Origin of the sequence: Rhodanobacter sp. IGA1.0, from assembly GCF_040208325.1 — a bacterium.
Lineage (GTDB): Bacteria > Pseudomonadota > Gammaproteobacteria > Xanthomonadales > Rhodanobacteraceae > Rhodanobacter > Rhodanobacter spathiphylli.
Genome location: NZ_CP157948.1, coordinates 3506339 through 3529100, shown reverse-complemented (window position 1 = coordinate 3529100; position 22762 = coordinate 3506339). Strand labels below are relative to the sequence as shown.

The window sequence follows — 22762 nt, the reverse complement described above, 5'->3', positions numbered from 1 at the left end:
CGCCTCCGTGCGCTCCTCAGGTCTGCAACCGCTTACGGCGTGTAGCTGCCGGTCAGCGTGACACCGCTGTAGCTGCTGTAGGCCCGCACCATGACGTAGTAGGTGCCTGCGGTGGACGGCGAGATGTTGCAGGTCTCGCTGTTGCCGGCCACGTAGGGGCGGCAGTCGTAGCTGCTGGTGGTGGGTGCCGAGCCGCGCTTCACGTACAGGTCGGCGTCGCCGGTGCCACCGGAGATCGCGAACTTGAGGTTGCTGGCGCCAGCGGGTACCACCATCGTGTAGTTCACCGCGTTGTTCTTCGTGGCCTGCAGGCCGGTGACCGGCGTGCCATTCTGCAGCACGTTGCCGCCACCGCTGCCGCCGCCCGTGCTCCAGCTGGCCTTGATGCTGACCCCGGAGAACGCGGCATAGCCGTTCAACATCACGTAGTAGGTGCCTGCCTGGGGCGAGGCCACGGTGCAGCTTTCGCTGTTGCCGCTGACGTACGGACGGCAGTCATAGCTGGACAGGGTCGGCGCGGAGCCGAACTTCGTGTACAGGTCCGCGTCGCCGGTGCCGCCGGATTCGGCGATCACCAAGTTGGTCGCGCCGGCGGGAATCACCACGGTGTAGGCCAGCTGCGCCCCGGTGGCGGCGGCCTGGCCGGTGAGCGCCACGCCGTTCTGCAGCACGTTGCCACCGCCGCCGCCGGCAGCTGTCACCGTCACCGACTGCGTGCTGGTGTTGCTGGCGCCGTCGTTGTCGGTCACCGTCAGCGACACGGTATAGGTGCCCGCGGCGGCGTAGGTGTGGCTCGGGCTGGCCGTCGTCGAGGTGCCGCCGTCGCCGAAGTTCCACGAGTGCGAGGCAATCGTGCCGTCACTGTCGGTGGAGCTGTCGGTGAAGCTGGCGGTCAGGCCGCTGGTGGTGTCGCCGAAGCTCGCCACCGGCGGGTTGTTGGCCGGTGGCGTGCTGCCGCCCCAGTTGGCCTGCGCATAGGTGCTCACCGCGCCCATGTTGAAGCTGCCGAAACCGGTGGTGTAGTCCCAGCCGGCAGCCGCGTTGTAGCCATAGCCGTTGTAACCGTTGTTGCCCGAGGTCACGTCATGCAGCAGCGAGGGGTTGCCGGGGAATGCGGCGTAGAACTTCGAGGCGGGAAAGCCCAGCGCGTTGCCGTTCGCCGACTGGATGCGCGCCCAGGCGCCCACGAAGATCGGCGAGGCCAGGCTGGTGCCGCCGACCTGGTACTGGCTGCCGTTGGCGTAGATCAGTGCCCCCGTCGACTGCGCCGCATCGAATGCCACGTCGGGCAGCACGCGCTTGGTGATCGAGCTGCCCAGGGCGCTGGTCTGCCATGCCGGTGCCGCCTCGTACTTGCTCACGCCACCGCCGGTGGCCCACAGGCGGTCGTCGGCCGTGTTGTTGCCATCCTGCGACAGCCCCTCGTTCCACACGGTCTCGCCGGACCAGGCCGCGCCGTTGGTGGAAAGCGTGGTGCCGCCCACGGCGATCACGTTGGGCGATACCGCCGGTTCGCTGACCGAATAGTTGCTGAGGCTGACGCCCGACAGCAGCGTGGTCGTGCCGTGCTTGTAGAGGTCGCCGCCGTACGATTCGTAGGCACCTTCGTCACCGGCCGAGGCCGAGAACGTCTGCCCCTGCGCGGCAGCCTGGGCGAAGATCTGGTCGTCCGTGGCCAGCGTGCCCGAGCTGTTGGCGGCGGTCTCGTCTTCGCCGAGCGAGATGTTCACCACCTTGGCGACGTTGTCGGTGACCGCCTTGTTGTACGCGGCGCTGATGCCGGCGTCGGTCAGCGAGCCGTCGTTGGTGCCGTTGACCGCGGCGTAGAAGATCAGCTTCTGCACGCCGCCGGAGGTGCCGATGATGGACTGCGAGTCCAGCGCCCATTCCACGTTGGAGTCGGCGTCGTTCCAGAACGTGCCGCTGCCGACGTTGACGGTCTGCGTGTTGACCGTGGGCAGGCCGGCGCTGCTGGTGAAGCTGCCCAGGTCGGTGATCACCTGGGTCATCTTGCCCCAGGTGATCACGCCGACCGTGGTGTTGGTCGCGGCCGGCATGCTGCTGCCGCCATAGATCGCGGAGAAGTCGGCCGGACTGTGGGCGACCGCGCTGGCGGCCTGGGTCTGGGCGGTGACCAGGGTGGCCTTGTGGAACATGGTGTGCTTGACGACCACGTTCTGCAGGCCGACCACGGCGTTGACGATATTGCCCAGCGCCTGCGGCACGGAGGCGACGGAATCATTGGCGAAGTGCGGTCTGCCCCGATACTCGAAGCGCTTCATGTTGGTGCGGAACGCGCTGGTCACGTTGAGCGCGTTGCCATCGGCGGTGATCAGCTGGTTGTTGCCGGCCACCTCGATGTTGGTGAAGCCGCTCTGCTGCAGATGGGCGACCACCGCCTGCACCTGCGCATCGGTCGGCGCGAACCTGGCCTTGAACTGGGCGGGCGTGAGGTACTGGTGGTACCCGGGGCTGCCGGGCTGGTTGAGCTGCTGCAGGAACTGGTCGAGCTGATCGGCGTGGCGCAACTTGAGGCTGACCGCGACATGCAGCGGCTGGCTGGCCTCCAGCGGGCTGACCATGGTGCCGGCGAGGCTGGGGTTGCCGGTCATGTTGAGGCTGTAGCGCGGGGTCGTGGCCTGGGTGGACAGCGTGGACGCGGTGGTGACGGGTGCCGCGGTGTTCAGCAGCGCGGGGCCGGTGCGCGTGGCGACCCAGTTGTCGGCGGCGTGCGCCGACAACGACATCATGGCCAGCGCAAGAGCCGCAGGCAGCAGGGCCTTGCGATAGTTCGGTGCCGCCATACCTCGAAGACCAGCGTGGTTTGTCATGGACGAATTCCCAATCAGTGGATGAAGGCGACGGACACGGCTGTCCGTCGAACCTGAGGGCAGGCCACGTATTCCGTGGCTCGGTGCAAAATCGGGCTTGCATCGCTGGCCCGGCAGCGGGCGCAAGTGATCCGAAACAGGCACTTCCGGGCTTTTCGAGGACGCACGAACCCCCGGGGTCGCGCGGACCTCATGGAATGCCGCGAACAGGCACGGCCGCCTTGGCTTTGTGGATGTCTTCCGACCCCGCGCGTGCTGTGTCCTTCCCTCCCATGACGTCGTCAGGGTGGCGCACGGATTTCCCTTTCTCGTTCAAGCCGGCGCCATGCCTGATCGCATGGCGTCGCTGGGGTCTGTTCGCCAATCGACCCATTGGCGAATCAGTGGACGTTAGGGTTTGTCTCGAGAAACGGTCAATAGGATTTTTTCGGATGCCGAGTGATCCATGTCACATCGCTGCAGGTGCTAATGCAACGACAAGCATCGCAATAACTTTCGGTTAATGCGATTGGCGCAATGACACGGTCGAAACATCGAGTAAATGGCTACGCACGGCCGTTTGTGCCCCGACTCGACGATCGGGCCTGGCGGCGCGAAACATGACCATTCGGAAGCGGTCATGGACTTTGATTGGATTATCAGGATGCTGCGATATCCGGGTCCGCGTGGTTTTACGCGTCGTCAATTGCGCAATAGATTGCGCTTTCGTTCCATTACCAAATGGTAATCGCAATATCTTGGGCGCCATTACCCGAAGGAGCAGGCTGGTGTTTCACCGGAACGGGATTCGCGGAGATTTTCCAGTCAGGCTCAATTCAGCAAAAAATGCGCGCGCGGCGGCGCCGCGCCGGCACGCGAATTCTTTTTGCCCGGGCAGCGTGCGACCATGCCCGGATGACTCAACAAACTTCAGCCCGGCTGGCGATCATCGGCGGTGGCCCGGCCGGATTGATGGCGGCGGAGGCCGCGTGTGCCGCCGGCGCAACGGTCGACCTGTACGACGCGAAAGGCTCGGTCGGGCGGAAATTCCTGCTGGCCGGCAAGGGCGGCCTCAACCTGACCCACGCCGAACCCCGCGCCGGTTTCGTCAAACGCTACGGCGCGCGCCGCGACGAGGTGGCGCGCTGGCTCGACGCCTTCGATGCGGACGCGCTGCGTGCGTGGGCCGCCGCCCTGGGCGTGGAGACTTTCGTGGGCAGTTCGGGCCGGGTGTTCCCGCGTGACCTGAAGGCCGCACCGCTGTTGCGCGGCTGGTTGCGCCGGCTGCGCGAAGCCGGGGTGAACTTCCACATGCACCACCGCTGGCTGGGCTGGCAGGCGCACGACGCGCTGCATTTTTCCACGCCGCAGGGGCAACGCGTGGTGCCTGTCGATGCCGTGATCCTTGCGCTGGGCGGCGCCAGCTGGCCGCAACTGGGTTCCGACGGCGCCTGGCTGGCGCCGCTGCAGCAGGCGGGCATCGACATCGCGCCCCTGCAGCCGGCGAACTGCGGTTTCGAGATTCCATGGAGCGAACACCTGTCCAGCCGCTTCGCCGGCGCGCCGTTGAAGCCGGTGGTGGCGCACTGGGTGGACCGGCAAGGCGTCGCACATTCGCGGCAGGGCGAGTTCGTGCTCAGCGAATACGGCATCGAGGGCAGCCTGGTGTACGCGATCGGCGCCGAGTTGCGCGAGCAGATCCGCGAACGTGGCGAGGCGCTGCTGATGCTGGACCTGGTGCCCGGCTACGCCGCGGCGGTGCTGGCCGAACGCCTCGCCGCGCCGCGCGGCAAGCACAGCATCGGCGACTGGCTGCGCCGTCGCGCCGGACTGGACGCGGCCAAAAGCGCGCTGGCGTTCGAACTGCTGGACAAGCCCACGCTGGCCGATCCGTCGGCGCTGGCGGCGCGGCTCAAGGCTGTGCCGTTGCACTTGCGTGCACCGCGTCCGGTGGCCGAGGCGATCAGCACCGCCGGCGGCGTGCGGCTGGAAGCGCTGGATGACACGCTGATGCTGCGCGAGCGCCCCGGCGTGTTCTGCGCCGGCGAGATGCTGGACTGGGAAGCGCCCACCGGCGGTTACCTGCTCACCGCCTGTTTCGCCAGCGGCCTGCTGGCGGGGCGCGGCGCGGCGGCGTGGCTGCGGCGTTAGCCGTTCGCGCTCGGCGGCTCAACGATCCGCGCGGCGCACCAGCCGGATCTCGAACAGCCTTGGCCAGCACTTGCCGGTGACGAACAGGCGCTTGCCTGCCGCGTCCCAGGCGATTCCGTTGAGCACGTCGTCGACCGGGTTCGGCAGCTGGCTGATGTCGAACAGGCCGGACAGATCGATCCAGCCCACCACGTGGCCGCTGGCCGGATCGATGCGGGCGATGCGGTCGGTCAGCCACACGTTGGCGTAGATCTCGCCGTCGACCCATTCCAGTTCATTGAGATGGGTGACCGGCACGCCATCGGCGGTGACCTGGATGCGGCGAACCTCGGCCAGCGTTTCCGGGTCCAGCACGCGCAGCTCCGCCGTGCCGTCGCTCATGTACAGCTGGCGGTCGTCGCGGGTCAGCGCCCAGCCTTCGCCGGGGTAGCTGAAGGTCTTCTGCGGGGTGAAGCTGGCCAGGTCGTAGACGAAGCCCGTCCCGCTTTGCCAGGTGAGCTGCACCATGCGGCCCTTCCAGTCGACGATGCCCTCGCCGAAATACTGGCGGGGCAGGCGATGGCGCTGCAGCACTTCGCCGGTCTCCAGCGCCACCTTACGCACGGTCGACTCGCCGACCTGGCCGGTGCTCTCGTACAGATGGCCGTCCTTGTAGAACAGCCCTTCGGTGTAGGCGGCGGTGTCGTGCGGCCAGGCGTGCACCACCTTGTAGCCGTAAACCGGTATCGCGGCCCAGGCGGGCGCCACCGGGGCGAACAGCAGGAAGGCGAGCGTGCGGTGGAACCAGCGTGGCATGGCGGAAACGTCCGGCGAGGTGGTTGCGCTCAGCCTAACGGCCGCACGCGGAAATTGCGTCCCTTGATCCTGCCTGCGCGCAACCGTTCCAGCGCCTTGTTGGCCAGGGCGCGGGTGATCGCCACGTAGGCGCGGGTGGCGAACACGTCGATCTTGCCGATGTCCTTCGCGTCCAGCCCGGCGTCGCCGGTGAGCGCGCCCAGGATGTCGCCCGGGCGCAGCTTGTCCTGGCGACCGGCGTCGATCACCAGGGTCTTCATCGGCGCCAGGTGCAGGGTCTTGCCGCGCGGCGGCGCGATCTTCAGCGGCCGCCATGGCAGCGGCACGCCGGCCAGTTCCTCGATGTTCCCCGCCTTCGGTCGCTCGCGCGGCGTGCACAAGGTAATCGCCAGGCCGACCTGGCCGGCGCGACCGGTGCGGCCGATGCGGTGGGTGTGGGTTTCCGGGTCGTGGGCGATGTCGTAGCTGACCACCAGCGGCAGCGCCACGATGTCCAGCCCGCGCGCCGCCACGTCGGTGGCCACCAGCACCGCGCAGCTGTGGTTGGCGAAACGCACCAGCACCTCGTCGCGGTCGCGCTGCTCCATGTCGCCGTGCAGGGCCAGCGCGGAGAAACCGCGGCGGTCGAGCTCCTGCGCCACCGCATCCACGTCGCGGCGCATGTTGCAGAACACCAGCGCCTGCTCGCTGCGCTCGCCGCCCAGAAGTTGCGCCAGCGCGTCCAGTTTCTGCGCCGGCTCCACTTCGTGGAAACGCTGCTCGATCGCCGGCCTCTCGTCGGCCGGCGCATCCACCGTGACCTCGACCGGATGCTGCTGCACGCGCTGGCTCACCGCGCGGATCTCGTCCGGATAGGTGGCCGAAAACAGCAGGGTCTGATGATGTTTCGCGATGCGTCCGATGATGTCGTCGATCGCTTCGGAGAAGCCCATGTCGAGCATGCGGTCGGCCTCGTCCAGCACCAGCACCCTGATCCCGCCGCCGTGCAGGCTCTGCCGCTTCAGGTGCTCCTGCACGCGGCCGGGCGTGCCGACCACGATGTGCGGGTCGTGCGTGAGCGAAGCCAGCTGCGGGCCCAGCGGCATGCCGCCGCACAGGGTCAGCAGCTTGACGTTGGGGATGTTCGCGGCCAGCTTGCGGATCGCCTTGCTGACCTGGTCGGCCAGTTCGCGGGTGGGGCACAGCACCAGCGCCTGCAGCCGGATCGTGTCCACATCGATCGCCTGCAGCAGGCTCAAGCCGAACGCCGCGGTCTTGCCGCTGCCGGTCTGCGCCTGCGCGATCACGTCGCGGCCCTCCAGCATCGGCGGCAGGCTCTGTGCCTGCACCGGGGTCATTTCGGCATAGCCGAGGGTTTCCACGCTGGCGAGCAGGGCGGGTTTGAGCGGGAGCGTGCTGAAGGCGGTCATGCGTCCATGATCGCACGGGTGCCTGCTCGCGACTTGCATCCCGACGCCGTCTCGTCGACCCTCTACGGCTGTCGCCCCAATGAATACCGTCATGGATATCGTTTTCATCGAAGACCTGCGCATCGATGCCGTCATCGGCATCTACGACTGGGAGCGCCGCGTGCGGCAGACACTGGCGTTCGATATCGAGATGGCGTTCGACAACACGCTGCCGGCGGCCAGCGACGACATCGCGCTGACGCTGAACTACAAGGACGTGTCGAAGCGACTGATCGACTACGTGGGCGCGTCGAGTTTCGGCCTGGTCGAGACCCTGGCCGAGCGCTGCGCGGCGATCATCCGCGAGGAATTCGGGGTGAGCTGGGTGCGGCTGAAGTTGTCCAAGCCCGGCGCCGTGCGCGGCGCGAAGTCGGTGGGCGTGCGCATCGAGCGTGGCATGCGGCCACAGTAGCGCACGGCGCCAGCGGTTGTTTCGTCGCCGCGCAGACCCCATGTTTCCCGGTTGACGCGGTGTTCCGCGCGCCATGCCGCCCCGATCCGCGCGTGTTTTCTGCCGCGTGCGACCCACGAGCCGACAGGACGCTCCGATGCAACGACTGCAGGATCTGCTGGATCTTCCCTGGATACAAACCACGCTGGGCATGCTCGCCCTGCTCGCGCTGGCCTGGCTGGCCGGCCAGCTGATGCATCGTCTGCTGCGCCGGCTGGTCGGCGGTATCGCGCGGCGCACCGCCACCGGCTGGGACGACGCCCTGCTCGGTTACGGCACGTTCCGCTGGCTGGCGCGCGCGCTGCCGGCGCTGATCGTCCAGTACGGCATCGTGCTGGTGCCCGGCGTGCCGGAGCGGATCGAAGCGCTGCTGGGGAGGGCGATGACGGCGCTGGTGGTGCTCTGCGTGGTGATGGCGGTCAGCGCCGTGCTGTCGGCCAGCGAGGCCATGTACCAGCGCACCCCGCGGGGCCAGCAGCGCCCGATCAAGGGCTTGCTGCAACTGGTCAAGATCGGCCTGTTCATCGTTGCCGCACTGGTCATCATCGCCGCCGTCACCGGCAAGCAGGTCGGCTTGCTGCTTTCGGGCGTGGGCGCGATGTCGGCCGTGCTGATGCTGGTTTTCAAGGACACCATCCTCGGGTTCGTGGCCGGCGTGCAGCTGTCCTCGAACGACATGCTGCGTGTGGGCGACTGGATCGAGATGCCGCAGTTGAACGCCGATGGCGACGTGATCGATATCGCGCTGCATACGGTCAAGGTGCGCAACTGGGACAAGACGATCACCACCATCCCCAGTTGGCGGCTGATCTCCGATTCGTACAAGAACTGGCGCGGCATGCAGGAAGTCGGCGGGCGGCGGATCAAGCGCGCGCTGCATCTGGATGCCGCCAGCGTGCGTTTCCTTGATCAGCGGGAAATCCGCCGACTGTCGCGCCTGCAGCTGTTGGCCGAGTACCTGCCGTCGAGGGAGCGCGACGTGGAGCAGTGGAACGAGGCGCTGGGCGATGCGGCCGGCGTTGCGGCGAATCGGCGGCGGCTGACCAACCTGGGCACGTTCCGCGCCTACGTGCAGGCCTATCTGGACAGCCATCCGCAGATCCACCACCAGCTGAGCTGCATGGTTCGCCAGCTGGCCAGCGGCCCGCAGGGCATCCCGCTGGAGCTGTACTGCTTTACCGACACGGTGGATTGGGCCGAGTACGAAGGCATCCAGGCAGACATCTTCGACCACCTGTTTGCCCTGCTGCCGGAGTTCGGGCTGGCGCTCTACCAGCAGCCTTCCGGCCAGGACGTGCGTTCGGCGCTGGCGCTGCGCGGCGAAACCCCGGCAAAATCGACGGTCGATCGGCGGGCGATCCAACTTGACGAGGCGTGAGCGGTGGCGCGTGTCTATCTGAGCCTGGGTTCCAACCTCGAACCGCACCGCCATCTTCGTGCGGCGCTGACGGAATTGCGCGAGCACTTCGGCGAGCTGGTGGTGTCGCCGGCGTATCGCAGCGCCCCGGTGGGCTTCGATGGCGCCGCCTTCGTGAACCTGGCCGCAGGACTGGATACCGAACTGGTACCCGAGGCGTTGAACGACTGGCTGCACGCGCTGGAGGATCGCCACGGCCGCCGCCGCGACGTGCCGCGCTACTCCGATCGCACGCTGGATGTCGACATCGTGTTCTACGACGACCTGGTGCTGGACGGTCCTGGCCATCTGCAGATTCCCCGCAACGAGCTGCAGCATGCGTTCGTGTTGCGGCCGATCGCCGATATCGCACCGGGCTTCCGCCATCCGGTCAGCGGGCGGAGCATGGCCGAGTTGTGGGCGGCCTTTCCCGCGGGGAACGAACCGTTGCAGGCCGACTCGCTGGCCGACTGAACGCGACGCACTGTCGTGTTCGCCGCGCGGATGCTAGAAAGGCACCTCACGGGCCCGGGCCCGTCTGTCTGAATGCGTGTCCACGATCGAGGGGAGCAGGAACATGGCCGGAAAATTTGCCCGCAGCTGGGCGTTGATGAAGGCGAGCGCCGCGGTGTTGCGCTCGGACAAGTCGTTGCTGGTGTTTCCGCTGCTGTCGGGCCTGTGCACCCTGCTGGTGGCGGCCAGTTTCCTGGTGCCGGTGGGCATGATGGTGATCGGCGGCGCGCACGCGGGCGAGGACTTCCATCAGCGCATGTCGGTGGGCAGCTACCTGCTGATGTTCGCGTTCTACCTGGTGCAGTATTTCGTGATCATCTTCTTCCAGACCGCCCTGACCGGCGTGGCGCTGATGCATCTGCGCGGCGAACCGACCAGCGTGGGCGCGGGCCTGGCGCTGGCGCGCTCGAAGCTGCCGCAGATCTTCGGCTATGCGCTGATCGCCGCCACGGTGGGCCTGCTGCTGCGGATGATCCAGGAGCGGCTGGGCCTGATCGGTCGGCTGGTGATCGGCTTCATCGGACTGGCATGGACCGTGGCCACCTTCCTGGTGGTGCCGGTGCTGGCCAGCAAGGACGTCGGTCCGGTCGACGCGGTGAAGGAAAGCGTCGAACTGCTCAAGCGCAGCTGGGGCGAAAACCTCATCGGCAACGGCGGCATCGGCGTCGTGTTCGGACTGCTGATGTTCCTGGCGGTGCTGGTCAGTGCCGTGCTGATCGGTGGCGCGGTGGCGATGCAGTCGGTCGTCGCGATCGTGCTGGCGGCGGTGATCGTGGTGGTGGGTTTCGTCCTGCTGGCACTGATCCAGTCTTCGCTGCAAGGCATTTATTCGGCGGCGCTGTATCGCTACGCCGAAGCTGGCGAGGCCAGCGTGGGCTTCGACCAGGCCCTGTTGCAGCAGGCGTTCGCGCCGAAGAAGAAATAGCGCAAGAGCGACCCCACCCCGACCCTCCCCTGCACGCAGGGGAGGGAGCAAAGCAGAAGCTCGAAGCAACCGGGATACCCTCCCCTGCGTGCAGGGGAGGGCAGGGGTGGGGTCCACGCCGCCGCGTCGCCCATCGAAGCGACGCCCCCAACCTCACACCGCCAACGTCCTTCCCCCATCCACCCGGATGATCTGCCCCGTCACGAACGGCGCATCGCGCAGCAGCCACAGCACCGCACTGGCCACGTCGTCCGGCGCGCCGGCGCGCTTGAGCGGCGTGCGTGCCAGCATCGCCTGCTGGTCGTCGTAGGCCTTGCCGTCGCCCGGCCACAGCACGGCGCCTGGGGCGATGCCGTTGACCCGGATGTCGGGGCCCAGATCCAGCGCCAGTGAGCGGGTCATCGCGGCCAGCGCGGCCTTGGCCATGCAGTACAACGGATGCCCGGCCAGCGGGCGCTCGGCATAGATGTCGACCATGTTGACGATGGCGCCGCGCGACGCGCGCAGCGCGGGGATGGCGGCCTGGCTGAGGAAGAACGGCGCCTGCGCGTTGGAGGCGAACAGCGCGCTCCACTGTTCGGCGGTGGCCGTGTCCACGGGCGTGGGGAAAAAGGCCGACGCGTTGTTGACCAGCGCATCGAGCCGGCCATAGCGCGCGAGTAACCGATCGATCATGCCGGGCAACGCCGACAGCTCGGCGAGTTCGGCCTGAAGCAGCAGGGTGCTGGCGCCGCGTTGCGCTTCGAGCTCGTCGGCCAGCGCGCGTGCGTCGGTGGCCGAATGCCGGTAGTGCAGCGCCACGTCGTAGCCCGCTGCATGCAGCATCCGCGCGATCACCGCGCCGACCCGGCGGCCGGCGCCGGTGATCAGCGCGACGGGTCGAGCCGCGCCGGGTCGATCTGCACCGGGTCGATCATCGGAAGGTGGCATGCGGCGGCTCCGGCAACTGTGCAGCCTGCAGCTTGCCGCAAAGCCGCGTCAGCGTCACCCGCGCTGCGGTGGGTCGAGTTTCTTCGGGCGCGTCTTGCCGGCAGCTTTTTGCGCGGCGCCGGCGACCTTGCGGGCGGCCGTGGCGACCGCCTTGTCGACCAGCTTGCCGGCTACCCGCCGCGCCGCTTTCGCTGCCGGCTTCGGCTTCGGCTTCGGCTTCGGCTTCGGCGCCGGCCTTGGTTTGCCGGTGGCCGCGGCGTCCGCGTCGGCTGCTTCCTCGATCGTCACCTCGCTCTCGAACATCTCGATCGCGGTGGCGGCCACTTGTCCGGTGTCGTAATACGCATAGGCACCGACGCCCAGCGCGCCGACCACTGGCAGCCAGCGCGACACGCCCTTGCTCAGCGTGCGCTGGGTGAACTTCACGCCGATCTGCTTCGCCACGCGCTGGGCCACGCCCCACGACATGCGGCGGAAGATCAGCCGGTCGCCCATGCGCACCACCAGGTCGCGGAAGGCCTGTGCCGCGGTGTGGCGAAACAGGCACCACATCATTTGCTCGCGCCCCAGACTCGCGTGGCGGCCATAGGCAGCGGCGATGTCGCTGACCATCTGGCCCTGGATTTTCCAGATCGCGATCAGCTCCGGCAGCAAGGTCAGCCAGCCCAGCGGGCCCGGCGGCAAGGCCAGCGAGCCCGCGGTCAGCGCGGCGCGCTGGGCGGCGCGGCTGGCCAGCCTGCGCGCCTTGTTCGCCGGGTCCCTGCTGCTGTCGATCCGGCTGTCCGGCACTACGCTGACGAAATCGAGGATCGCCGCGGTGATCCTGCCCGGCTCGCCGGGCGCGATGACCGCGGGAACCTGCTGGCTGGGTGACTTGCTCATGGGCGACTCCGGGCGGATGGGGCGAATGCGTGCAGCTGCGTCCTTCGCAGTCTAGGGAGTGCGCGTGAAGCGGGGTTCAACGCGACGCGTGACTTCCGGCACGGGCGGCCGGAAGTCATGAAAGTTATGTTATAACATCACAACAATTTCCTCGTCCCCGCCGGAACTCCCGATGACACACTCCCCGCTCGCCCTGGCGCTTGCCGTCGCACTGGCCATGCCGCTCGCCGTCCACGCTACCGTTGCCGACCCCGCGGCTGCCACCGCGGCGGCGCATGGCGACGATCCGGCCGACAGCGGCAGTCGCAACCGGCAACCGCAGGTGCAGGATCTGGATGCGATCTCGGTGTCGGGCGCGCTCGACCAGGCACGCAACGCACTGTCGCCCGATACCGGCAGCAGCCAGTACGTGATCGATCACCAGGCGATCGCGCAGCTGCCGCTGGGTGCATCGACGCCGATCAACCAGGTGCTGCTGCAGGCGCCGGGCGTGGTGCAGGATTCCTACGGCGGCCTGCACGTCCGCGGCGACCACGCGAACCTGCAGTACCGCATCAACGGCGTGATCATTCCCGAGTCGATCGGCGGTTTCGGCCAGAGTCTCGACGCGCGCACGATCCACACCGTGAAGCTGCTCGATGGTGCGTTGCCGGCCCAGTACGGCCTGCGCACGGCGGCGGTGGTCGACATCACCACGAGGAGCGGCCACGACCTCGGCAATGGCGGCAGCGTGGGCATCACCGGCGGCAGCAACGCCACGCTGAACCCGAACGCGTCGGTATGGGGCAGCCACGATCGCTGGAGCTGGTTCTTCACCGGCAATTACATGGAGAACGATGCCGGCATCGAGAATCCCACGGCGAGCCGCAAGCCGATCCACGACCACACCAATCAAGCGAAGGGTTTCGGCGACATCAGCTACCTGATCGACAACGATACCCGCCTGAGCTTCCTGTTCGGTGTGGCCAACAACCGCTTCCAGATTCCGAACAATCCGGGTCAACAGCCGGCATTCGGCTATCTGGATACGGTGGATTTCAATTCCGCCGATCTCGACGAGCGTCAGCGCGAGAACACCCGCTTCGGCGTGCTTGCGTTGCAGGGCAAGCTGGGCGCCACCGGCTATCAGGTGTCGCTGGGCCAGCGTTACAGCGGCCTCGCCTATGCGCCGGACCGGATCGGCGAACTGATGTTCAACGGCGTCGCCTCAGCCGTCACCCGCAGCAACCGGGCCAGCACGCTGCAAGCGGACTTCGCCACGCCGATGGGCGATCGCCACACCTTGCGCTACGGCGTCTACGGCAGCTTCGAGCGTGCGGCCAGCGGCAACAATGCGTGGGCGTTTCCGGTCGACGCCGACGGCCACCAGGCCAGCACCACGCCGGTCAACATCCTCGACGCCAGCCGCCTCACCGCAAGGACCTGGTCGGCCTACGTGCAGGACGAATGGAGCCTCGGCGCCAACTGGACGCTGAACTACGGCCTGCGTGGCGACCGCTATCAGCTGGTGCGCAGCGAGAGCCAGCTGAGCCCCCGCGCCGGCCTGGTCTGGCAGGCCACCGGCAGCACCGTGGTGCATGCCGGCTATTCGCGCTATTTCACGCCGCCAGCGACCGAGATGATCGCCAGCAGCAACATCGCGAAATTCGACGGCACCACCAACGCCGTGGCGGACACCGGCAACAACACGCCGCTGGCCGAACGCTCGGACTATTTCGACGCAGGCATCTCGCAGAACCTCGGCTCGGCCTGGACCGTGGGCGTGGACGCCTACTACCGCAAGGTGCAGCGCCTGCAGGACGAAGGCCAGTTCGGTTCCGCCCTGGTCTATTCCACCTTCAACTACGCGGCGGGCCGGGTGAAGGGCGTGGAGTTCACCGCCAATTACGAGCAGGGCCCGCTGTCGGCGTACTTCAACGCCTCGCTGGGCAAGGCGATCGGCCGGCGCATCATCACCAGCCAGTACAACTTCGATCCCGACGACCTGGCTTACGTCAACAACCACTGGATCTTCCTCGACCACGACCAGAGGCTCACCTCGTCCGGTGGCGTCAACCTCGCGCTGAACGACAGCACCCGCGTCGGCGCCGACTATCTCTTCGGCAGCGGCCTGCGCAAGGACGGCGACGTGCCGAACGGCGCCTCGCTGCCCGCGTACTTCCAGCTGAACCTCAACGTCGCGCACGACTTCGCCTTCGACGGTTTCGGCAAGCTGCACGCGCAACTGGCGGTGATCAATGCGCTCGACCGCACCTACGAGTTGCGCGATGGCAGCGGCATCGGCGTGGGCGCCCCGCAATTCGGCCCGCGTCGCGGCGTGTACCTGAGCCTGCAGAAGGATTTCTGAGCCCCGGCCCGCGTGGCGACGGCATCCGTCACGCGGGATCGGCGGCTTCATCCGCTATCCTTGCGGCGCTGAATTTCAGGGCCGCATCCATGCAAACCCGTTTACCCGAACCGGGCGCCGACGAGCGCGCCCACTCCGATCACCTGCTGCAACTGCTGCGCGAGCAGATCGCCTCGCACGGGCCGATGCCATTCGCGCAATACATGGAGCGTTGCCTGTACGCGCCGGGGCTGGGCTACTACAGCGCCGGTCGCACCAAGTTCGGCGAGGCCGGCGACTTCGTCACCGCGCCGGAACTGGGCGAGCTGTTCGCCGGCTGCGTGGTGAACGCGGTGCAGCCGGTGCTGGCGATGCTGGGCGAGCAGGCGGACTTCCTCGAACTCGGTGGCGGCAGCGGCGCGTTCGCCGAGTCCGCGCTGAAGGCGCTCGCGGCCGCCGGCAGCTTGCCGCGGAACTACCTGATCCTGGAGCCGAGTGCCGACCTGCGCGAGCGCCAGCGCGAGCGCCTGCTGGCGAATCTTCCGGCCGGACTCAACGCGCGCGTGCAATGGCTGGATCGGCCGCCGGAGCAGGACTGGCACGGCGTGTTGTTCGCCAACGAGGTGATCGATGCCCTGCCGGCCACGCGTTTCAGCATGCGCGATGGCGAAGTGTTCGAAGAACATGTGGTGCTGGACGGCGAAGGTCGCCTGAAGCGCACCGATCGACCGGCCGATGCGCTGGTGGCCGGCGCCGTGCGCCACGTCGAGCGCGACCTGGGCGCCGAATTCGCCGACGGCTATCGCTCGGAAATCCTGCCGCAGCTGCCGTACTGGGTGCAGGCGGTGGCCGGTTCGCTGGTGGCCGGACTGATGCTTTTCGTCGACTATGGCTATGTGCGCCGCGAGTTCTACCTGCCCGAGCGCGACGACGGCACCCTGATGGCGCACTACCGCCACCATGCGCACAACGACCCGCTGTACCTGCCGGGCCTGAACGACCTCACCGCCTCGGTCGACTTCACCGCGCTGGCCGAGGCTGGCAACAGCGCCGGTTTCGGCGTGGCGGCGTATCTGCCCCAGGCGCAGTTCCTGATCGGTGCGGGCCTGCAGCAGGTGTTCGAGGATGCCCACCAAAAGGCGCCCGACGAACACGCCCGCTACCGGCTGTCCCAGCAGGTGAAGCGCCTGATGTTGCCCGACCAGATGGGCGAGCGCTTCCAGGCGATGCTGCTGGCGCGTGGGCTCGAAGCGTTGCCGCTGCCGGCCGAGTTGCTGGCAGCCGACCAGGGTGGCCGGCTTTGATCGAAGCGGTCCGCGTCCAGCCGTCTGGACGGCTGCGCTGGCATCGCGCCTGGGTGGTGCTCGGCGGGCTGATCATGGGCTGGACGCTGTGGATGGCGCTGACGCCCGACCCGGGCATCACGCTGGTTTTCCCGTACGGCGACAAGCTGCTGCACGCGATCACCTTCACCTGCCTGATGGGCTGGTGGGGCAATGTCTATCGCGACCGGGGTCCGCGCATGTGGGCGGCGTTGGGCTGCCTGGCGTTCGGCGTCCTCATCGAATGCGCCCAGTGGCTGGACCCGCCCCGCGATGCCGATGCCTTCGACGTGCTGGCCGACGGCATCGGCGTGGTCATCGCGCTGGGCTTGCTGCGCACGCCGCTCGCCAGGGTACTGGCGAGGGTTGAAGCGTTCTCAGTGCATCGTCGCCGGCGCTGACCCGGCCGAACTGGCGGGCGCCGGCGCCGGACTGGCGGGTGCGGGCGCCGAGACGGGGGATGCGGGCAGCGGGCTGGCGGGCACGGGCAGCGGCTCCACCGGCGTCGAATCCGCAGGGCGGCGCACCAGTTGGCCGCGTTTGAACAGCTCGCTGGCCACCTGGTAATAGGCCACCGCGTCGGCAATCTGTTGCGGGTCCTGCGGCGTGATCGGCGTGGCGTCGCCGGTGGCGTAGTCCGGCTTCATCTGCTCCAGCTTGCGCTGCGGCTCCAGCACGGTGAGCACGTCGTCGTGCAGATAGCCGAGCTTTTCGTAGGTGGCCGGGAAGGCCCGTTCGCGGCCGGCTTCCAGCTGGAACAGGTCGTAGCCGAAGAAGCGCGTGCGATAGCTGAAATTGAGCAGGCCCAGCACGGTCGGCGCAATGTCCACCTGGCCCATCAGCCGGTCCACCCGCTGCGGCTGGATGTGCTTGGGCGAATAGATCCACAGCGGAATGTGGTAGCGGTTGACCGGCACGCTGGTCTTGCCCGCGCTGGAGGCGCAGTGGTCGGCGGTGATCACGAACACGGTGTCGTCGAAGTAGGACTTCTCGCGGGCCCGGCGGATGAAGTCGCCGATCGACCAGTCGGTGTACGCCACCGCGCCTTCGCGCGTGCCGTTGGCCTGCTTCACCCGGCCTGCCGGGAAGGTGAACGGGCGATGGTTCGAGGTGGTCATGATGTGCAGGAAGAACGGCTTGCCCGCGGCGTGGATCTGGTCCATCTGGCCCAGCGCCAGCGTGTACAGGTCCTCGTCGGCCACGCCCCACACGTTCTCGCCGTGGATCGTGGCGCCCTTCGGAATGTCGCGCCGGTCCACCGTGCGATAGCCGTTGCTGCCGAAGAACTGGTTCATGTTGTCGAACTCGCCGTAACCGCCGTAGACGAAGTCGGACTGGTAGCCGCGGTCGTTGAAGATGTCCGCCAGCGAGAACAGGTTTTCGTTGTCATGCGCCTTCAGCAGCGAATCGCCGGGCGTCGGCGGCACCGACAGCGACAGCGCTTCCAGTCCGCGCACCGTGCGCGTGCCATTGGCGTACAAGTTGTCGAAGAACAGGCTGTGGTCGATCAGCGAGTCGAGGTAGGGGGTGATCTTCTGCGGGTTGCCGAACGTGCCCAGGTAATCGCCGGACAGGCTCTCCACGCTGATCAGCACCACGTTGAGGCGCTTCTCCGGGCCGCTGTGGCGGATCGCCCGGGTGAGGTCGTGCGGATCGCTGCTGACATAGCTGGAATCCGGCGTCTTCAGCATCTCGCGCACGCGGCGGAAGGCGTCGTCGTCGGGCAGGGTGCGGTAGAACTTCGCGTAGTCGAGGTGGCTGCTGCGGAAGGCGTTGAAGAACTGGTAGATGCCGTTGCCGGCCAGCTCGTTGACGTAGTTGTTGCCGGTGCGGTCCTTCATGCTGCCATTGACCGTGGCCACCGAGATCACCGTCAGTACCAGCCACAGCAACACGACCTTGCCCCGCTGCCAGAAGCGGCTGCCGTCGTCGCGCACGCGCAAGGCGCGGCGACCGAGCGCGAACACCACCAATGCCAGCACCGCCAGCAGGCTCACCCACAGGCCGATCGGGTACGACTCGCGGATGTTGCCGATCACCTCGGTGGTGTAGACCAGATAGTCCACCGCGATGAAATTGAAGCGCACGCTGAACTCGTTCCAGAACACCAGTTCCGAAGCGCCGACGAACAGCAGGCCGTAGATCAGCAGCAGCGCAAGCGCATACAGCGCCCACTGGCCGATGCGCGAGGTATAGGTGAACGCGGCCAGCGGCAGCACGAACAGGAACGGCAGCAGCACCGGCCAGGTTTCCTTCAGCCCGGCGTGATAGTGCAGGTGCAGCGCGACCAGGCAGAGCGTGCACGCCAGGGCCATCGCCACGGCGTAGGCCAGCCAGCGCAACAGCGGCGCCACCCGCCCCGAGCGGGTCGGCACGATCCACAGGAACAGCACCAGCGGCCACGCCACGTAGATGAAGGTGACCACGTCGTAGAACAGCCCGACCCCGAACGCATAGGCGAGATTGAACGCGGAGTGCGTTACCTCGGCACCCGACATCACCAGCAGCACCACGCGGGTGGCGAAGGTGATCACCAGGTAGCTGATCGCCAGCCACCACAGCGGACGGAAGCGCTGGGGAACGGGAGAGGGGCGGGTAAAGGCACGCGGCACGGGCAACTCCGAAGCAGGCAGGGGGACGCCGCCGCCCGTTGCGGGCGGCAAAATCATCGCGCCTTTATACCGCGGATCGGTGTCCCGAGGGGTTCGCCCTCAGCCCGGCGATCGCGTGGATGCGTGCGTTCTCCATTGCCTGTCCGATCGCCGGACCGGTCATGCCTTGTGCAATGAACGAGGCCGATTCGACGGCGGCGGCGACTGCCCGCGCCTGGCGCAGGTAATCGGCCTGCGGGTAGGCGTCCTCGCCGTGACCCAGGCGGCCACGCTTGTCGGCGGTGCAGGCGGCGAGAAAGAGATCCAGCCGCGCCGGCCGGCGCAGCGCATCCGTCGCGGTCAGCAGCTTCAGTACGGTGGCCGGCTTCAGCTCGAGCGCGCGGTGCACATTCAAGTGTTCGCGGCAGACCAGTTCGGCCAGCGCGGCGTGTTCGGTCGGTACCTTCAGTCGCGCAGCCAGCGCGCGCAACGGCGCCACGCCGCGATGCTCGTGGCCGACGTGGCGCGGCAGCTCGGCGGCCGGGGTCAGCGCCTTGCCCAGGTCGTGGCCCAGCGCGCAGAAGCCCACCACGTCGTTGCCGGGTGCCAGCGTCGCCGCGGCATCCAGCACCATCTCCACATGCACGCCGGTGTCGATCTCCGGATGGAACTCGGCGCGCTGCGGCACGCCGTACAACGCGTCCACTTCGGGGAACAGCACCGCCAGCGCGCCGCATTCGCGCAGCACCCGCAGGAATGCCGACGGTCGGGCTTCGCCCAGCGCCTTGCGCGTCTCCGCCCATACCCGCTCGGGCACCAGGTGGTCGACCTCGCCGTCGCGCACCATCTGCTGCATCAGGGTCATCGTCTCCGCGGCCACGCTGAAGCCCAGCGGCGCGAAACGCGCAGCAAACCGCGCCACCCGCAGCACCCGCACCGGGTCCTCGACGAAGGCTTCGGACACGTGGCGCAGTACCCGGGCCTCGATGTCGGCCACGCCGCCGAACGGATCGGTCAGCGCGCCGTGTTCGTCCTCGGCGATCGCATTGATGGTGAGGTCGCGCCGCGCCAGGTCCTGTTCCAGCGTGATCGTGGCATCGGCCTGGAACACGAAGCCGTGATAGCCGCGCCCGCTCTTGCGCTCGGTCCGCGCCAGCGCATATTCCTCGCCCGTCTGCGGATGCAGGAACACCGGGAAATCCTTGCCCACCGGCTTGTAGCCCAGCGCCAGCAAGGCCTCCGGCGTCGCACCCACCACCACGCGGTCATGATCGACCACGGGGCGCTTCAGCAGTTTGTCGCGGACCGCGCCGCCGACCAGGTAGATGTGCATGGGGGGATGATGCCACGGGCTCCTGTCGCGACGGAGAATCGTCGGGGCGTGAAGTCTTCCGCGAATGCCGGAAACGAAGGTACGCAGCGGATGGCCCGTCCGGATCATTGCTTCCAGATGCGGCCCCCCTCGCTTAAGCTGGCTGCATGGGGTAATCCGGGAAACGCAAGATGGTGGCAATGCAGGTTCATCCGCTGCTGCTCGGCCGCACCGCCGGCCTGCCCGCGGCGGCGCGCCAGCGCTACGACGAGGCCACGGTGGCGATGGCGCGTCGCGAGCTGGACGCCGCCGGCGCGGCGCTGGCCGACGTGCTGGCGATGGCGCCGGATTTTGTCGAGGCGCAGCGCCTGCAGGGGCTGGTGGCGCATATCCGTGGCGACCATGCCGGGGCGGTGGCGATCCTGCGCCGGGCGCTGGTCACGGCTCCGGACAACGCGTTGCTGCACATGAACCTGGGCATGTCGCTGTACAGCGCGGGCGAGTTTGCCACCGCGTTTTCTTCCCTGCGCCGCGCCTGCGAACTGGCTCCCGACTTTCCCCCGGCCTGGTTCAGTCTGGGCCGTGCCTTCCAGCAGCAGGGGCGCACGGCCGGTGCGATCACGGCGCTGCATCGGGCGGTGGACCTGGCCCCCGAAGATCCGGTGATGCGCAGCCTGCTGGCCGAGGCCCAGGCCAGTCTGGGTGCGGTGGCCGCCGCATGCACCAATTATCGCGAGGCCTTGCGGCATGAGCCGGATCACGCCGAGGCGTGGCTCGGCCTGGCCCGGTTGCAGGTCGAACCGTTTTCGAAGGATGACCTGGCCCGCCTGCAGCAGGCGATGCAACGTCCCGGCACGTCGCCACAGGCGCGCGTGATGCTGGGCTTCGCGCTGGTTCGCTGCCTGGAGGATCAGGGCGACTACCATGCCGCGTTTCGCGTGCTGCGCAAGGCCAACGGGCAGAAGCGCAAGCTGGTGAACTGGAATGCGGCGGTGGTGTCCGCGCGGATCGCGCGCATCCGCGCGGCCTTCGCCCGGCCGCCGGGCGAGGTCGAGGATCCGCAGCTGGGCGAGCAGGTGGTCTTCCTCATGGGGCTGCCACGTTCGGGCGGCGGCCTGCTGCGGCGCGTGCTTGCCGGTCATGCCCAGGTGGACGCCAACGAGCGGCCGCAGCATTTGCGCGCCGTGATCGAGGAGGAATCGGGGCGGCGGCAGCGGGAATTTCCCCAATGGACCATCGAGGCGACGCCGGCGGACTGGGCACGGCTTGGCCGCGACTATCTGGCGCGTGCCGTGCGCGCGCAGGACGGCAAGCGCTGTTTCATCGACCAGAGCGACCAGGACTGGCACCTGATGGGCGCGGCGATGGCCATGTTGCCCGGCGCGCGCCTGGTGGATTGCCGCCGCGATCCGCTGGAGAACTGCCTGAGCTGTTATCGGCAGTTGTTCGCAGTCCACCACGAGTTCAGCTACGACCTCGACGAGCTGGCGAGTTTCTGGCGCGACTGCGACGGACTCTGCGCGCACTGGCAGCAACTGTATCGCGGGCGCGTGTTCGTGCATCAGCACGAGTCGCTGCTGGCCGATCCGCCGCTGCAGCTGCATCGCCTGCTGAACTTCCTCGGACTCGATGAGGACCAGGCCTGCCTGGACGTCCGTACCAACCGGCGCCAGGGCGCGGCCGGCGACACCGCGCGGTTGCGCGAGCCATTGCGCTGGCAGGAACCACGGGCGCCACGCTACGGCGGCAAGCTGGATCGGTTGCGGGTGTTGCTGGGCCTGGCGTGAATCTGGGAGCGGCGGATTTTCAGGGCCTGTGAAGAAAACCACGTCCTGCGCTCTCCTTCCCATCGCGCGTCCGGCACCTGTCCGAAAGCGCTCACGCGAATCAGCCAGTGACCGCATCGCGGTCGACCATGCCTGGCCGAGCCGGGAAGTCGAACATCCCTCAGCGCCGCAGCGAACGCGCCGCGGCCAGCCGGCGTTGCCGCGCCGGTTCGCCCAGCAACACCGGCAGCCATGGTGCCAGCGGCTGGGGCGTGATGCCGAGAATGGCGTAGCCATCCACCTTGCCCACCGAATCGGTGCGCAGCGAACGGAAGTTGTCCAGCGAGAACGGCTTTCCCGGCAACAGTTCGGCGAACTGCGCCTGCAACTGACCGAGGCTGTCGGGCAGGGCGATGATCGGCGTGTGCAGACCCGCGGCATCGCGGATGCGGCGCACGATCTCGCCCAGGCTGAGCACGTCGGGGCCATACAGCTCGAAGCTGCACTGCCGGCCCAGGCGCTCGTGGTTCACGCAACGGGCGATCGCCTCCGCCACGTCACCGACCCAGGTCGGCGCCAGGCGCGACTGCGCCCGTGCCAGCGGCAGCGCCGGCATGTTTCGCAGCAGCGCGGCGAAGCGGCTGACCAGCCCGTCACCGCGGCCGAAGATCACGCTGGGCTGGTAGATCGTCCAGTCCAGCGCGGACGTCCTGACCAGGGCCTCGGCTTCGCCGCGCGTCTTCAGGTATTGCGACAGGCCCTGGCCGGCCTTCAGCGAACTCATCTGGTGCAGGCGTCCGACGCCGCTGTCGTGGCAGGCGGCGATCAGCCGTCGGGTCAGCTCGACGTGGGTGCGCTGAAAGCTGTGCCGACCACCCTGGTTGAGTATGCCGACCAGGTTGATGGCTGCATCGGCCCCTGCCAGTTGGCGACGCAGCACGGCGTCATCGTAGATGTCGGCGTTGCGGACGCTCACGCCCGGCAGCACGGCGAGTGCGCGGTGCCGCTCGCGATCACGGCTGAGCAGCACGATGCGATGGCCGTCGGCAGCCAGTCGCGGGACCAGCTGCTGGCCGACGAAACCGGTGCCGCCGAGGATGACGAGTTGCTGTGCGGCCATGGGCGGCGTTCCTTGCTTGAACAG

At 67.9% G+C, this 22762-nt stretch carries 17 protein-coding genes; 9 read left to right on the top strand and 8 right to left on the bottom strand.

Translation table 11 applies throughout. From position 1 onward, the window contains the following. Window positions 1–32 precede the first annotated feature (32 nt). Window positions 33–2831 carry a pre-peptidase C-terminal domain-containing protein gene (locus tag ABNK63_RS15880; RefSeq protein WP_350016171.1) on the bottom strand — a complete coding sequence of 933 codons (2799 nt, stop codon included), beginning with the start codon at window positions 2829–2831 and terminating at the stop codon, window positions 33–35. Between the two features lie 951 nt (window positions 2832–3782). On the opposite strand from ABNK63_RS15880, the gene ABNK63_RS15875 reads away from it, so the two are divergent. Further along, window positions 3783–4961: a TIGR03862 family flavoprotein gene (locus ABNK63_RS15875; protein WP_350017231.1), complete on the top strand. Its 1179-nt coding sequence runs from the start codon at window positions 3783–3785 to the stop codon at window positions 4959–4961. A gap of 18 nt (window positions 4962–4979) precedes the next feature. On the opposite strand, the gene ABNK63_RS15870 is transcribed toward ABNK63_RS15875, so the two are convergent. Continuing rightward, entirely contained in the window at window positions 4980–5756 is a 777-nt protein-coding gene (locus ABNK63_RS15870) for a glutaminyl-peptide cyclotransferase (RefSeq protein ID WP_350016170.1), read from the bottom strand. 29 nt (window positions 5757–5785) lie between these two features. Then, window positions 5786–7165 carry an ATP-dependent RNA helicase DbpA gene (dbpA, locus tag ABNK63_RS15865; RefSeq protein WP_350016169.1) on the bottom strand — a complete coding sequence of 460 codons (1380 nt, stop codon included), beginning with the start codon at window positions 7163–7165 and terminating at the stop codon, window positions 5786–5788. 91 nt (window positions 7166–7256) lie between these two features. On the opposite strand from dbpA, the gene folB reads away from it, so the two are divergent. The 4 genes from folB (at window position 7257) to ABNK63_RS15845 (ending at window position 10489) form a co-directional block, all read left to right on the top strand. Continuing rightward, window positions 7257–7616 carry a dihydroneopterin aldolase gene (gene folB, locus ABNK63_RS15860; RefSeq protein WP_007806814.1) on the top strand — a complete coding sequence of 120 codons (360 nt, stop codon included), beginning with the start codon at window positions 7257–7259 and terminating at the stop codon, window positions 7614–7616. A 136-nt stretch (window positions 7617–7752) separates the two neighbouring features. Continuing rightward, complete coding sequence (locus tag ABNK63_RS15855) at window positions 7753–9033, top strand: mechanosensitive ion channel family protein (protein ID WP_350016168.1); 1281 nt, start codon at window positions 7753–7755, stop codon at window positions 9031–9033. Window positions 9034–9036: 3 nt separating this feature from the next. Then, complete coding sequence (gene folK / locus ABNK63_RS15850; RefSeq protein ID WP_007806811.1) at window positions 9037–9525, top strand: 2-amino-4-hydroxy-6-hydroxymethyldihydropteridine diphosphokinase; 489 nt, start codon at window positions 9037–9039, stop codon at window positions 9523–9525. Window positions 9526–9628: 103 nt separating this feature from the next. Next, the gene (locus ABNK63_RS15845) at window positions 9629–10489 is read left to right on the top strand and encodes a DUF6159 family protein (protein WP_007806809.1); all 861 of its coding nucleotides are present in this window, start codon (window positions 9629–9631) and stop codon (window positions 10487–10489) included. A 153-nt stretch (window positions 10490–10642) separates the two neighbouring features. Here ABNK63_RS15845 and ABNK63_RS15840 read toward each other — a convergent pair whose 3' ends face one another. Together ABNK63_RS15840 and ABNK63_RS15835 are read right to left on the bottom strand one after the other, a co-directional pair. After that, a complete protein-coding gene (locus tag ABNK63_RS15840; RefSeq protein ID WP_350016167.1) occupies window positions 10643–11419 on the bottom strand; it encodes a pteridine reductase in 777 nt (258 codons plus the stop codon). Between the two features lie 54 nt (window positions 11420–11473). Then, on the bottom strand, window positions 11474–12301 hold the full coding sequence (locus tag ABNK63_RS15835) for a hypothetical protein (protein ID WP_350016166.1): 828 nt from the start codon (window positions 12299–12301) through the stop codon (window positions 11474–11476). Between the two features lie 172 nt (window positions 12302–12473). On the opposite strand from ABNK63_RS15835, the gene ABNK63_RS15830 reads away from it, so the two are divergent. From ABNK63_RS15830 to ABNK63_RS15820, 3 genes are all read left to right on the top strand, one after another. Beyond that, window positions 12474–14648 carry a TonB-dependent receptor gene (locus ABNK63_RS15830; RefSeq protein WP_350016165.1) on the top strand — a complete coding sequence of 725 codons (2175 nt, stop codon included), beginning with the start codon at window positions 12474–12476 and terminating at the stop codon, window positions 14646–14648. A gap of 89 nt (window positions 14649–14737) precedes the next feature. Beyond that, window positions 14738–15931, top strand: a complete 1194-nt coding sequence (locus tag ABNK63_RS15825; RefSeq protein WP_350016164.1) for an SAM-dependent methyltransferase — start codon at window positions 14738–14740, stop codon at window positions 15929–15931. After that, window positions 15928–16350: a VanZ family protein gene (locus tag ABNK63_RS15820; protein ID WP_007806800.1), complete on the top strand. Its 423-nt coding sequence runs from the start codon at window positions 15928–15930 to the stop codon at window positions 16348–16350. The genes ABNK63_RS15825 and ABNK63_RS15820 overlap by 4 nt, the downstream gene beginning before the upstream one ends. Here the strand turns inward: ABNK63_RS15820 and ABNK63_RS15815 are convergent. Together ABNK63_RS15815 and ABNK63_RS15810 are read right to left on the bottom strand one after the other, a co-directional pair. Beyond that, on the bottom strand, window positions 16327–18561 hold the full coding sequence (locus ABNK63_RS15815) for an LTA synthase family protein (RefSeq protein ID WP_350016163.1): 2235 nt from the start codon (window positions 18559–18561) through the stop codon (window positions 16327–16329). The genes ABNK63_RS15820 and ABNK63_RS15815 overlap by 24 nt on opposite strands. 64 nt (window positions 18562–18625) lie before the next feature. Beyond that, complete coding sequence (locus ABNK63_RS15810; RefSeq protein WP_350016162.1) at window positions 18626–19873, bottom strand: multifunctional CCA addition/repair protein; 1248 nt, start codon at window positions 19871–19873, stop codon at window positions 18626–18628. A 170-nt stretch (window positions 19874–20043) separates the two neighbouring features. On the opposite strand from ABNK63_RS15810, the gene ABNK63_RS15805 reads away from it, so the two are divergent. Beyond that, window positions 20044–21639 carry a sulfotransferase gene (locus ABNK63_RS15805; protein WP_350016161.1) on the top strand — a complete coding sequence of 532 codons (1596 nt, stop codon included), beginning with the start codon at window positions 20044–20046 and terminating at the stop codon, window positions 21637–21639. A gap of 160 nt (window positions 21640–21799) precedes the next feature. On the opposite strand, the gene ABNK63_RS15800 is transcribed toward ABNK63_RS15805, so the two are convergent. Beyond that, window positions 21800–22738, bottom strand: a complete 939-nt coding sequence (locus ABNK63_RS15800) for a complex I NDUFA9 subunit family protein (protein WP_350016160.1) — start codon at window positions 22736–22738, stop codon at window positions 21800–21802. Window positions 22739–22762: the final 24 nt, after the last annotated feature.